Origin of the sequence: Zhongshania aquatica (assembly GCF_027257955.1) — a bacterium.
In the GTDB taxonomy this organism is placed as follows: domain Bacteria; phylum Pseudomonadota; class Gammaproteobacteria; order Pseudomonadales; family Spongiibacteraceae; genus Spongiibacter; species Spongiibacter aquatica.
This window is the reverse complement of the sequence record NZ_JANZNQ010000026.1, coordinates 23,456-35,630: the sequence shown is the minus strand read 5'-3', so window position 1 is coordinate 35,630 and position 12,175 is coordinate 23,456. Positions and strand designations below refer to the sequence as shown.

General features: G+C 47.1%; 10 protein-coding genes. 6 read left to right on the top strand and 4 right to left on the bottom strand.

Annotation, left to right across the window (positions count from 1 at the left end):
• Positions 1-178: 178 nt before the first annotated feature.
• Entirely contained in the window at positions 179-1,027 is an 849-nt protein-coding gene (locus tag O9X78_RS17790; protein WP_269621061.1) for a hypothetical protein, read from the bottom strand.
• A 652-nt stretch (positions 1,028-1,679) separates the two neighbouring features.
• Between O9X78_RS17790 and O9X78_RS17785 the strand changes: the two genes are divergently transcribed.
• Complete coding sequence (locus tag O9X78_RS17785; RefSeq protein WP_269621060.1) at positions 1,680-1,928, top strand: TA system antitoxin ParD family protein; 249 nt, start codon at positions 1,680-1,682, stop codon at positions 1,926-1,928.
• Between the two features lie 945 nt (positions 1,929-2,873).
• Here the strand turns inward: O9X78_RS17785 and O9X78_RS17780 are convergent.
• Positions 2,874-3,629 (bottom strand): SDR family NAD(P)-dependent oxidoreductase, encoded by a 756-nt coding sequence (locus tag O9X78_RS17780; protein ID WP_269621058.1) that lies wholly within the window; start codon positions 3,627-3,629, stop codon positions 2,874-2,876.
• A gap of 68 nt (positions 3,630-3,697) precedes the next feature.
• Positions 3,698-4,567: a TIGR03619 family F420-dependent LLM class oxidoreductase gene (locus tag O9X78_RS17775; RefSeq protein WP_269621057.1), complete on the bottom strand. Its 870-nt coding sequence runs from the start codon at positions 4,565-4,567 to the stop codon at positions 3,698-3,700.
• A gap of 381 nt (positions 4,568-4,948) precedes the next feature.
• On the opposite strand from O9X78_RS17775, the gene O9X78_RS17770 reads away from it, so the two are divergent.
• The 3 genes from O9X78_RS17770 to O9X78_RS17760 all read left to right on the top strand — a co-directional run bounded on the left by O9X78_RS17770 (position 4,949) and on the right by O9X78_RS17760 (position 9,513).
• Positions 4,949-5,710: an SDR family oxidoreductase gene (locus tag O9X78_RS17770; RefSeq protein WP_269621056.1), complete on the top strand. Its 762-nt coding sequence runs from the start codon at positions 4,949-4,951 to the stop codon at positions 5,708-5,710.
• 9 nt (positions 5,711-5,719) lie between these two features.
• The gene (locus O9X78_RS17765) at positions 5,720-6,808 is read left to right on the top strand and encodes a Rieske 2Fe-2S domain-containing protein (RefSeq protein WP_269621055.1); all 1,089 of its coding nucleotides are present in this window, start codon (positions 5,720-5,722) and stop codon (positions 6,806-6,808) included.
• Between the two features lie 185 nt (positions 6,809-6,993).
• Positions 6,994-9,513 (top strand): TonB-dependent receptor, encoded by a 2,520-nt coding sequence (locus O9X78_RS17760; RefSeq protein WP_269621054.1) that lies wholly within the window; start codon positions 6,994-6,996, stop codon positions 9,511-9,513.
• A gap of 157 nt (positions 9,514-9,670) precedes the next feature.
• On the opposite strand, the gene O9X78_RS17755 is transcribed toward O9X78_RS17760, so the two are convergent.
• A complete protein-coding gene (locus tag O9X78_RS17755) occupies positions 9,671-10,756 on the bottom strand; it encodes an AraC family transcriptional regulator (protein WP_269621053.1) in 1,086 nt (361 codons plus the stop codon).
• Between the two features lie 138 nt (positions 10,757-10,894).
• On the opposite strand from O9X78_RS17755, the gene O9X78_RS17750 reads away from it, so the two are divergent.
• Both O9X78_RS17750 and O9X78_RS17745 read left to right on the top strand, forming a co-directional pair.
• Positions 10,895-11,410, top strand: a complete 516-nt coding sequence (locus O9X78_RS17750) for a hypothetical protein (protein ID WP_269621052.1) — start codon at positions 10,895-10,897, stop codon at positions 11,408-11,410.
• Positions 11,411-11,418: 8 nt separating this feature from the next.
• On the top strand, positions 11,419-12,174 hold the full coding sequence (locus tag O9X78_RS17745) for an SDR family NAD(P)-dependent oxidoreductase (RefSeq protein WP_269621051.1): 756 nt from the start codon (positions 11,419-11,421) through the stop codon (positions 12,172-12,174).
• The last annotated feature ends 1 nt before the right edge of the window (position 12,175 follow it).

Here is a 12,175-nt window from a genome sequence, read left to right as displayed (position 1 = left end):
GATGGGATTGCTAGTATGGAGCATGAGAGTTACCTTTTTGTTTTGATTTAAGATTCGACACCTTTATCAAAACGGGTAACTCTCTCTTCTTCAAGAAGATATGTCAGATCAGATCGAGACTTCTACAAATTATGTTTAATTTATGGAGGCCTAATTAACTGCGAGATGAAAATCATGTTCATAGTCTCTTTGATTGGTTGTCATTATTCAAAGCGTTAAACGCCAGTAATTCATCAACTTTTTTTCCTCCCGCTATATTTACTTTCTCTTTGTATAGACAGCTAAATTTGGTGCCATTGATATACCCCTGTGCTGCCTGGACAAATATTTCATGTGAGTTTGAATGTAGTGCTATTTTATTTCCTTTTAAATCGCCTTCAACAATTGTGCAGCGCAGTTCCTTACTAATGTCGTCAAAGCCGTGTATCTCAACTATTGATGATGTGTGGCCTTTATCAATTTGATGGAGAGTGCTTCTTTTAAAGCGACCTTTGAGTTGAATGAATCCGGAACCAGAATAACCAAGGTGACAATCAAATGGGTTTGATATTTTAGTGCCTGAATAATTCGAGATGAACTCTCCAATGCAATTATCAAAGAATGTAATCTCTTCCTCGCTAAACATCTCTATTTCCGCTTGGTGGGCTAATAAGTCAATTTCTTCAAGTGTTCCGGCGGTTAGGTAGGATGCAGCGTTGCACATAAGGTCGTAATACTCATTTACAATATCCTCCTCCCCGTAGGCTAGTAATTGAGAGAAAAATTGTCTCGATTTACGATTGAGTGAATCAAAATTATCTTCTAACTTCACTGCAATTTTTAAATGTGGGTGAAATGTTTCAAAGTACGTGGTCAGAGAGCAAATCAGGTAATTTACAATCCGGTTTTCATTTATGTTATTAACTAGATTTTTCTTAAACGTAATTACGGAGCCCCTAACTTTCGTAATGATATCGGCGTGTGGCGATGTTTCTAAAATTGGTTTGCAGTAGACACTGTTCTCTTCCAAATTTTTGATTGAATTCATTTCTCATTCCTTATATTACAAAGATTAGTTACAAATAAGATTTCTTGTGAGAGATGTGATTTTGAAATTGTTCAGCTCTCCCGATATTAATAACCTATATTTTTAATGAATTATTCATCCGCGTTGAAAGATGTGCCTTGTAAGTCACAAAATGCGAGAAAATTTTAGTAACTGTATGGTTTGTGCTGATGAGCGCACAAATGTGATGAGGTGTTTCGTCTTGACCCCACTATGGCTAGCGTTGGTGTCACGATAGCTGGCGAGTACAGGCGCGTGATGATGTCTGAAGCTAATACCGTAATACAAAAGCCCATTAATACACGTGAGGACTTGGTCACCTTGCTGCCTTGAACTTTACGACTACCATTCGTCTACAGAGAATTAAGATTCTGGGGGGATGACTTCTGAGTCCGATTTTTAGGGTTAGCTAGGCGGACCCGTGCCGATATCTGCGGCGACGGTATGGCCACGATGACTGAAGATGGCGGCGGCCGGTTCGCTTGGTCACCTATAGTGCCTTCACCACTATATAACCTTCGAAAATTTGTCGCTTAATTTGACGCCAATTCTAGGCGTGTTAGGTTAAATCGTAGTTCACAAGCTTTGCGGTGAACTATACGAACGGCGAAACGGAGATATAGTGAGGTGGCATATGGCTAAAGAAATTCTACTAGACGAGGGCTTTATTCACGAGTGGACGAGTCGAGCAAAAGTAAGCGGTCGCAGCGTGGCACAGCAAATTGAATACGATGCCAAGCTCGGGCGAATTGTCATTGATAACCCAGATCTGAGCTATGCATTTATTGAAAAGGCACTGCTGGCTAAAGATGAAATCGAACGCGGTGAATTAACCCTGTACGTAAGAAAAAGTAGCAAGACCTTCAATTTAAGTGATGAATGACTGGCTCACGTCTATTTGGTGTGATGTTTGTCTTCTTGGGTCTTAAGCTCGTCTTGTGATCAGGGTACTAGTACTCTGGCTGCATTACAGCTGAAGAAATAACTGCGAAACTAGGTGTCACTGAGGCAGAACTGGGCGGCTATGATTCCCGGCGACAGATTCTAGCCGTGGAGGCTGAAAGCAGTTATAGATATCCCGTATGGTAGGTTGATGACAGCTGTAGCATTCCTCTAGGTGTAGATGAAGTGCCTTTAGTACTAATGGTGACTTCTGCAAACAGCAGCATGTTGACGGTATTGTCCTTTTTTGCTCGGGAGAATAGGTGCCTAGAGGTCAATTTTGGCGATGATATGTTAGTGCCTGCATTAGTGTAGCGTAGGGAAAATATCGGTGATGTTAGAAAGGCCGTAATGGCCTTCTTAACTTATGGAACAGTTTTATTATAAGCTGGAGTTGGAATTTTCCATTTTTAGATATAAGAATACCTCATGGAGATTTTTACTTCATTTCCTAGTTCCATAGGGCACCCCCTGAATATAAATACTTATTTATAATCAGGGGGAAATTAATAGGCCTCTATTTGTGTCGTTAATTGTCGAATTTCAATAAGAAATATCTGGCGAATGGATTTCGAATTAACACTGCCTAGACATATTGCCTTCGGCTTAGCTTCGCCATCCGCGCTTTACGTGGAGTAAATTTATTAATTCATGGCGCTGTATAGCTTGAATCAAAATACGGTGGCGAGTACTGATTCGACTAGCATTGATGTTACTGCTTCGTGATCTAATCCGGGATTTTTCACTAGTTGCATTCTAAGTGCAACTGCAAGGGTTGATGTGAACATCACGAATGCGCTTTAGGGAGTGCTAAGATATCTTAGATCCCCTGAACTTCCCAAGCTAACTTCGGCACATAGCGCGCCTAGGGTATTCCAGCAGATGTTTAACCTAAAAAAGCCTGCCCTCCGTCTAACGCTATACTTTGACCGTTGACATACCGGCTATCCTCCGAACACAAGCTAACAACAAATCTTCCTATATCGTTTTCGCATTCGCCAAGCCGTTGCATTGGAATACTCGCCAAATACGTTGCTGCTTCTTCTGGACGGTCTTTAATCCACCATTCAAGGCCTGGCGATAAGGCGTGTGGAAGAATAACATTGGTGCGAATACGGTCTTTGCCCCATTCGCAGGCGGCCGCACGCGACAGAGAACGAATTGCTTCTTTAGTCGCTGCGTAACCACCATAGCCAGACATGTCCCAGCGCTTTCCGGCACTACTGGCGAGGTTGATAATACAACCATCACCTTTCAGGTGGGGATAACATAGTTTCATTAAACGGAAGGTGGCAATTGGTCCGGATTCAAAGCCGGCGCTCAATGCTTCATCCTCTATCTCGTGCAGGCTGCCTAAGGGCACTTCTTGAGCATTGTTTACCAATATTTGAATGCCGCCGTAATGCTTAACGGTTGTGGAAACCAAAGATTCCAGTGCGCCTCGATCTTTTATGTCGCATTCTACCGCCAAGGCTTGGCCCCCGCGTTTAGCGATCTCTGCGCAGCTCGATTCCAGCTTTTTTAGAGTTCGACCCGTTACCACGACTTTCGCCCCTTCGGCGGCCAGTGCAAATGCGATACCTTGACCTACACCTTGGCCCGCGCCGGTTACAATGGCCACTTTGCCGTTTAGTCTTTTCATTAGAATATCCTTTAAAATTGGCAATATTTTCTGGTCCGATAATAGCCTTTTACTTGTGAATGATGCGACTAAGGCTTTATACACTTAGCAGCGAATTTCTGCATTTGATCAATTTTCAGATCAGTACTCAGGGTATCGGGTGTGCCATCATAGGCATTGCGAAAGGCTATGTGGCATTCGTTAACGCCTAGATTGGCGAGAGCGTCCTGGCCAGAGGTGGAGTAGGCGTCGGCGGAGCTGACATGGATCGCGAAGGGAAGGTGGTTACGCTGATACTGTTTACGAAATTCATTTAATTTACCGATCAAAACGCCGTATTCTTCAATGCTTGCACCGGCGCCAATCCAACCGTCGCCAAGGCGCGCCGCGCGTTTTAATGCCGCGTCTGAATGCCCGCCAACAAGAATGGGGATGGGTGTTTTGGGGCTAGGGCAAAGTTGCATGCTTGCTATTGAGAGTTGTTTGCCGGTGTAGCTAAAGAACTCACCGCTCAGTAAGCCCCGTATTATCTCAATTTGGTCGTCAAGGCGCTGGCCACGCGCTGCCCATGGCACGTGGCAGCCTTCGAAGTCTTCTGGCCAGGGGCTAATGCCAACGCCGAAATCAAAGCGGTCGCCGCACAGGGTCGCGAGCGTTGCCAGCTGTTTGGCAACAACGAGCGGCTGGCGCACTGCGAGCTTGTATACCGAGGTGTTAAAACGTAAACGTTTTGTTTGGCCCGCCAAAAACGGGATCGTCACCAGGGGTTCAACAAAGGGCATATCCTTTAAAAACTCCCGGGAGCCGTCACCGTTGTAGGGGTAGTTTGCCGACGAGTGTTCGGGATAACAGAGGCTGTCTGGAAAGGCCATACTGTTAAAACCTAACTCTTCTGCGGCTAGCGCGAGGGGCACATATTGCTCTGGTGGGCACATACTTGGGTTATAGCTAAATTTCATTTCTCAATTCTCGTCGTCTACAGCCCGCTGGCTGTCTTGTTCTAAGGTTAGGTCCTTATAGTAAAGATCCAGGGCTAGCTTGCTTAGAACAAATACGTTCAAAATTGATAACGAAAAGCACCGTTGAAATATGTCATGCCACTGGCTCGGGATATATTTTCCCTTCACTTCTGGATATTCATCTGCGCGGTGGGGGTGACTGAAATGTATATAAAATTAGATGTTTTTGTCGGCGGAACGAAAGGGGGCTGGCGATACCATGTCTGAGACGTGCGCATAGTTGGAAGTTCTGCAGGCCAGTAATATCGTCTTAGGAAGCTATATTTAATGAGCTTCCAGTCCGCTGTGTACTTTATTCGTGTTTAAACAGGGAGAACAGATATGGGGAAATTCATTGTAACCGGCGCCGCTTCAGGTATTGGTGAAGCAGTCTGTTCACGGCTTGAGGACGATGGAGAAACAGTCATTAAAGTAGATCGTCACAATGCGGATATCGTCGCAGATTTAGCGACGCCAGAGGGGCGACGTGCGGCTTTGCAGGCGTGTTTGGCGGCTTCTAAAGACGGTTTGGATGGTCTGGTTTGCTGTGCGGGCATCGGGAGTACAAGTCCGGATGTTGTCATGATCCCGCAGGTCAATTTTTACGGCTCGATTGAATTGTTACTTGGCCTGAAAGACGCATTGGCAGCCCGCAGCGGGGCGGCGGTGTTGGTGTCGTCAAACTCAGCGCCGCAAGATACGGATCCCAACTATGTAGTGGCGCTACTTTCTAATAATCAAGAGCAACTGAAAACGAGTTTAGCCACTATCTCTGGCCACGCTGCGTACAGCGGATCTAAACAAGCCATTGCCATTTGGATGCGGAGAAATGCCCCCGACTATGCGCGTTCCGGCGTGCGCCTAAATGCGGTCGCGCCAGGCTATACCAGAACGGCAATGACCGAGGCGACGGAGAAAGACCCGAAATACAGCGCCGCCATTAAAGATTTTTTAGAGACAATTCCCCTTGGTCGCGCTGGCAAGGTAAGTGAAATCGCGAATGTCATCGGCTTCTTGCTGTGCTCAGAGGCGAGCTTCGTCAGTGGCTCACTACTTTATGTCGATGGCGGCCATGACGCCATGTATCGCCCAAATTCAATATAGGGATATGTAATGGCGACAGGAAAAGAATATGGACTTGGGCCGCATCAGTTTCCCCGCGGCTGGTTTGTTATTGCCGAGGCAAGTGAACTGCAAGATAAACCGCTTGCACTGAAATTCTTCGCCAAGGATTTTGCGCTATACCGAGGTGAGAGCGGCAAGCCGATTTTGCTGGATGCGCACTGCCCACACATGCAGTGTCATCTTGCCGCCGACAGCGCGATTATCGCCCGTGAAGGTGCGCAAATAGAAGGTGACTCTATTCGCTGCCCCTATCACGGCTGGCGATTTGCTGCCGACGGTAGCTGCGACGATATACCCTATTACGAAGGGCCTAAACCTCGGTCAGCCAAGCTGGAAAGTTATCCGGTCGAAGAGCGCTTAGGCTGTATATGGATGTGGCACGACACCGAGGGCAAGGGGCCGGATTACCCCGTGCCAGATTTGCCCCATTGGCATAATAAACGCTGGATTCAGTGGCAGTTAGATCACTTGGGTGAGTTAGAAGTCCACCCCCAGGAAATCATCGACAATATGGCTGATGCCCGTCATTTAGGGCCGACCCATGGCGCGCCTTGTGAATATTTTGAGAATGAATTTAACGATCACATTTATATTCAGCGCCAGGGCGGTTTGCATCAGGAATATCAGGCAATGCTGCGCACAACAACTTGGTATGACGGGCCGGGAATCCTGCTTTCCCACCAAATTTTTGGCGATATCGAAAGCATCGAGCTGATTGCGAACACACCGCTGGACGATGGCCGCGTTAAGTTATGGCATGGCTTATTGGTCAATAGTGGTACCGAGAACCCTGCCGTAGCAGATTATGATCGCGCCAGAGAATTACAGGCCGGTGCACTCGCGTCTTTAGCGGCAGATTTCGGCATTTGGCAGAACAAAAAGCCGGCGTTTAGGGTGTTGCAACTGAAGACTGACGGGCCATTTGCGCTTGGCCGCAAATGGTACGCGCAATTTTATATGCCAAGAGATGCAGTTTCTGCACCGCAGGCTATAGTTAATGGCGTACATGGTGTGACCGGCTTGGCGGAGCCGCCGCCTGAGTCTTTGCGGCTTAGCCAAGTACTGGCTGGCGAGTGAAATGTGATTGGTTGGGAGAGGCTGTCTGAACACTTTTGCGCATTATTGTGAATGATTATGTTCTACCCAAAATTTGCCTTTAGAGTACTGTGATAACAGTATCACTTAGTTTCGGAGCCGAATTTGAATAATGTCCGCAGTAGTGATCTGCTAACAATATAATATTAATGAATTGGAGTAATGGCATGAAACGATATTCATCCACTGGTGATTTCAAGTTGGCGGCATTGCCTTTGGCAGTTTCGCTGGTTGCTTCCCCGCTATTTGTGTCCCTTGCTTCAGCTCAAGTACTCGAAGAGGTTCTGGTGACGGCCGAACGCCGCGTGGAATCCTTGCAGGATACGCCGATTGCAATGACCGCCCTGACAAGTGACAACATAGAAAAGCGCGGTATTACTAACACTGACGATATGTTTGCCGCGATGCCGGGCATGGGCGGGTTTTCATCGCCCGGTTCCCGCGGTATTACCAGTCTGAGTATCCGCGGTATTTCGGGTGGCTCGCCGGCCAATATATCCCTTGATCCCGCGGTGGGTATGTATCTTGATGGTGTCTACGTCGGCAAGATGCTTGGTTCTGCCTTAGATGTTGCGCAGATAGAGCGCATTGAAGTCTTGCGTGGGCCGCAGGGCACCTTATACGGTCGAAATGCCACCGCGGGTGCCATGAACATTATCTCCAGAAAGCCTTTGGGTGAATTCGCTGTGGATGTCACTGCCGGCATGGGTAATTACAATTTACGTACCTTAAAAACGAATATTGATTTCGATTCGATAGGTCAAGTCGGTGAGGGCGCTGGTAAATTAGCTGCTGCGGCAAGTTTTTTAACCAAAGAGCGCGACGGTTTTTATAACAATTATTCCGGTGGTGAAGATTTTGACAACTTAGATCGTCAGGCATGGCGAGCCGCGTTGCGGTGGCAGCCAGTTGAGAGCCTGACTGTAGATTATGTTTACGATCACAGTGAACTGGATGAAATTAATACGCTGCAAAAAGTGGTGGGTTTTACCCCAGGGCCTACCCTTGGTGGCGATCGCTTAAGCTTCTTGCGTAATACCGTTTTACCTTTCGCTACTGGCTTGGGCGCGGCGCCCGGTGCAGACCCCCGTATCAATGATCGGTGGCTACCCTCTATTCAGAAAACGATAGATGCATACGAGCGGGTTTTGGCAAATGGCGAGGGCCGTCCGGACGGCGGTTGGGCTGATAGCACGCCCATTACCCAAAGCGAGGTGGATGGCCACGCGCTAACCGCCGAATGGCAGCTAGGTGAGCAAGGCGTATTGGGCGATGTAACACTTAAATCGATTACCGCGCAGCGCGAGACCGAGACCTATGTTGCCGGTGATTTGGATGATATTGATAGTAGTCTAGATGCGAACGGTATTGGTGCTTATAACGACTCGTTGCACGGCGTCTTACTGCAGTATTACGGCGGCAGCGGTGGCGCATCCTTCCCTGGTGTCGATGCCCTTTGGGCCGCGGTAGATCAGCTTGGCGCCGGCCATAGCATGCAAGATACACGCTCTAAATATGAGCAACTTTCTCAAGAGTTCCAGCTAATTGGTGCGACTGAGCAGCTCGATTACGCTCTGGGTCTGTATTGGTTTGAAGACGAGGCGAACTACGATCGCCGCGCAGCATTTGCAATGCCATTAGCTGGGCGTGACGCGCAAAAATACACTCTGGAGTCGGACGCCTTGGCGGTGTATGGCCAGAGTACTTATCGCTTCGCCCAGCTAGAAGATCGTTTAGCGCTGACTTTGGGTATGCGTTATACCGAAGAGAAAAAAGCGATTTCTTATAACTACGGTGCGGTGGCGACGCCCTTTGGCACGAGTCCTGCGCAAGCGATATCGCGTGATAATAATTTTTACAATTTTAGTTACAACGCGACCGTGGCTTATGACATTAGCGACGATATAAATAGCTTTATTCGCTATGCAACGGGCTATCGTTCGGGTGGCTTTAACGGCGAGGTATTTAATAACAGCTTTGATGAGGAAATTATTGAACAGCTTGAAATTGGCATAAAATCTGACTGGTGGAATAACCGCTTGCGCGTCAACGCTGGCCTCTATACCTATCAATATGACGACTTGCAGACCAGCGAGCTTAAAAGCAGTGGCGGCGGCATAACGTCATCAACGATAAACGCTGGTAAGGCTGATCGCTGGGGGAGCGAGCTAGAAATTTCGCTCGCGCCTATCGAGGACATGGTCGTGAGTTTGGCGCATACCTATATCAATGGTGATTTTGAAGAGTACCCAGATACCTGTAATGCCGCCAATACACAGTGTATTGATGGTGCTAAAGAGGCGAAGCGTGGCAACTCACCGAGCAATAAGGTTAATGCCAGCGTTGATTATACCTTCGCCAGCACCGCAATTGGTGACTTCAACGTGTTTGCTGATGCCAGCTGGCAAGATACCTGGGAGCAGGTTTCACTTTCGCCTTCAGTTGTTGACAATACGCCGATCTTGTATACAAATAGTTCGATGGACGCGCGCACAATTATAAACGCACGTCTAAGCCTAAGTAAGATTCCTGTTGATGCTGGTGACTTGATGGTGTCGCTATGGGTGAATAACCTAACGAAGGATGACTACCCCTCCTATGGTGTGAATTTTCAGGGCTTAGGTTTGATTACTGAACAGTACGGCGCGCCACGCACATTTGGTATGGAGGTCCGTTATCGGTATTGATAATTTTCGCGGACGCGGGTTCCCAATAAAAATTTTCATTGGGATGTAGTGCTTTCAGTACACAAATTTCAAACTGGTCTTTATGCAACTTCTTTGGCGGGTTTACCCGCCTTTTTTTGTGTTTCTAGCCGCATTCACCTCTCTTGTTGATACCTTATTATTCCGATTCGTCGAGTTGGTCCCGGAATTGTTTTGGCGTTAAACCTGCCCAATTTCGAAAGGAACGAATGAAAGAACTGGATTCTAAGAATCCTAATTGCTCGCCTATTTCGTGAATTTTAAGCATTGGGTTACGCAGTTGACGCATTGCGATATCGCAGCGGTATTGATCCTTCAGTTCTTGATAACTGGTGTCTTCACTGTGCAATCGACGACGCAAGCTGGAGGGCGACATATGAAGATCCTCAGCCATCACTTCGAAGCTTGGTAGGCTTCCTGCTCCACTATTGGCAAGTAATGAGCATATCGCAGCGCTTGTGCTGGCAGGCCTTGAGTCTTGCGTGATAAGCGAATAGACAGCATGTTGCAGAAACGACTCAAGTGACGTGGGTGTGTGTACCGTGCGGGCGAGCAAGGCAGCGCTATTGAAATATAGTGCAGTGTGCTCAGAGTTAAATTCCGGTGTAATTCCCAGCAGGTTACCCATGCTAGTTGTGTATGCGTCGGAGATTGGTGGCGCGGAAATTGTTAGACCTGTTAGCCGGAGTTCTCTAGCTGTTAACCAACCAATAAATGAAAACCATACGCGGAGTCCAGATGCCTTTGCGACTGCGTCAGAGTGTTCATTGCGATCCCAAGATTCGGGGATAAATTGCTTGTTTGTGAAGTTGCTATCAAATACATAGCGAAGCTCTGTAATATTTTCCGTCGTACTTACAAGGATTTTGTAACCGGTGATGGGGTAGAGCATTTTTTGGTATTGAGCCGCTCGATGAAGTGCCTCTTCCAAGTTTTGACAGTTAATTATGCTGTAGCACATAAAGCGAAAGACATCGCTTCCAATTCCTGCGCCCCAGGGAACCGCAATATCCATCTCCTGCATGGCTTCTGCTGCATATTCGTATAACGCGGAATACTTGTAGCCAGCTAGTGTGCCTTGCTCTGGCGCTGATAATAATTTTCTCGCATTAAGGCCTGCCTTTAGCGCAATTTCATTGGAATCAATCCCTACGTGTTGAAGGTAGTCTAGTAACCGTTGAAATTTCTTGACTGGGATGTCATGCAATCTATTGATGTCCGTCATGCTTTCTCTCTTATACCAATTGTGCTTGACGCTAAATGTTGACGCTTATGAAAGATTATGTGCTTTAGCGAATTATTATTTGGCCTAATATGACGGTACAGCAATAACAAAGTCAATTACGCATTAGGAGTAGGGTCGATGCAGTCAATGCGCAGCTATTTGTTGCGGGAGTCACTCGTAAGTGGCTCGAGCAATGCTGTTATCAATGGCGGATTTTCGTGGTACTTAAGTGCTCACCGGGATCGTCTGCCTATTCTGGGCGGTAATGGTGTATTGGTAGATTTTATTGCAACAGCGGTGATATTGGTACTTGTCCTCAGCTTGATCGTGCTGCCATTGCAACAGAGGCACGCAATGAAAAAAGTCAGGATTGGGGCGGAACCACCCTTGATCTTTCTAAAATTGTTTTCTCATATTGCTATTCATCGAAATGTGCTCAAGGCCCTAATGCTTGCGATTTATGCCGGTGTAATTGCTCTCCCTGTCGTGTTCTTGGTGTTTACTGTTTTGGATGTCGACAGTCTCACCCGAGTGCAGTATGTCCTAAGTAAGTCATTGTTTACCGGTTTATTGGCGGGCTTGGTAGTTTTGCCCATTGTTTATATGGCTCTTTACCCGCTGCGAAGTCAGCCGGGAATGAGTGCAAAGGAGTAATGAATCAGATGTTAAAGAATAAAGTTGCAATAGTTACTGGTGGAGCTACGGGTATCGGTCGCGCTATTTGCCAGCAGTTAGGCGATGACGGTGCGAGTGTTGCGGTGGTTGACTTTAACCGTGAGGCTGGGGAAACGTGTGTTTCCGACCTTAAGGGAAGTGGTGTCGATGCTTTTTTCGTTTCTTGTGATGTTAGCAATGAAGCGCAAGTCAGTGCCATGGTCTCTGCAGTTGTTGAGCGTTACGGTCGCCTCGATATTGCCTGCAATAACGCTGCTGTGAGTCGTGGCAGCGGCCCAATACATCAGTTTAGTCGTGAAGTTTTTGATCAAACTTTAGAGATGTGCTTAACAAATACTTGGTTGTGTATGAAGTATGAGATAGAGGCTATGTTGGTCGGTGGTGGAGGAAGTATTGTCAATATATCGTCAAACGCTTCACTGCGTGGGCAGGCATTTAATACCGCATATGCTACGGCAAAAGGTGGGGTGAATATTCTTACCAAAAGTGCTTCTACTGAGTATGCAAGTAAAGATATACGCATTAACGCGATATCCCCGGGTGTCATTCGCACACCAGGCTTGGAAAAATACTTTGAAGAACAACCGAAAATGGCGGAGCAGCTACGCAAAGCTGCGCCAATGCAGCGTCTTGGTGAACCGTCAGAGATTGCTAATGCTGTAGCGTTCTTACTTTCAGACAAAGCTTCATTTATTACAGGCCAGTTGCTGTCGGTAGATGGTGGCGGTGCAGTGCGGGGATAAT

Excerpts from the sequence above, each read along its gene's own strand:
- O9X78_RS17775 (WP_269621057.1), bottom strand. The coding sequence starts at position 4,567 with ATGAAATTTAGCTATAACCCAAGTATGTGCCCACCAGAGCAATATGTG.
- O9X78_RS17745 (WP_269621051.1), top strand. The coding sequence starts at position 11,419 with ATGTTAAAGAATAAAGTTGCAATAGTTACTGGTGGAGCTACGGGTATC.
- O9X78_RS17765 (WP_269621055.1), top strand. The coding sequence starts at position 5,720 with ATGGCGACAGGAAAAGAATATGGACTTGGGCCGCATCAGTTTCCCCGC.
- O9X78_RS17770 (WP_269621056.1), top strand. The coding sequence starts at position 4,949 with ATGGGGAAATTCATTGTAACCGGCGCCGCTTCAGGTATTGGTGAAGCA.
- O9X78_RS17790 (WP_269621061.1), bottom strand. The coding sequence starts at position 1,027 with ATGAATTCAATCAAAAATTTGGAAGAGAACAGTGTCTACTGCAAACCA.
- O9X78_RS17760 (WP_269621054.1), top strand. The coding sequence starts at position 6,994 with ATGAAACGATATTCATCCACTGGTGATTTCAAGTTGGCGGCATTGCCT.
- O9X78_RS17750 (WP_269621052.1), top strand. The coding sequence starts at position 10,895 with ATGCAGTCAATGCGCAGCTATTTGTTGCGGGAGTCACTCGTAAGTGGC.
- O9X78_RS17780 (WP_269621058.1), bottom strand. The coding sequence starts at position 3,629 with ATGAAAAGACTAAACGGCAAAGTGGCCATTGTAACCGGCGCGGGCCAA.
- O9X78_RS17755 (WP_269621053.1), bottom strand. The coding sequence starts at position 10,756 with ATGACGGACATCAATAGATTGCATGACATCCCAGTCAAGAAATTTCAA.
- O9X78_RS17785 (WP_269621060.1), top strand. The coding sequence starts at position 1,680 with ATGGCTAAAGAAATTCTACTAGACGAGGGCTTTATTCACGAGTGGACG.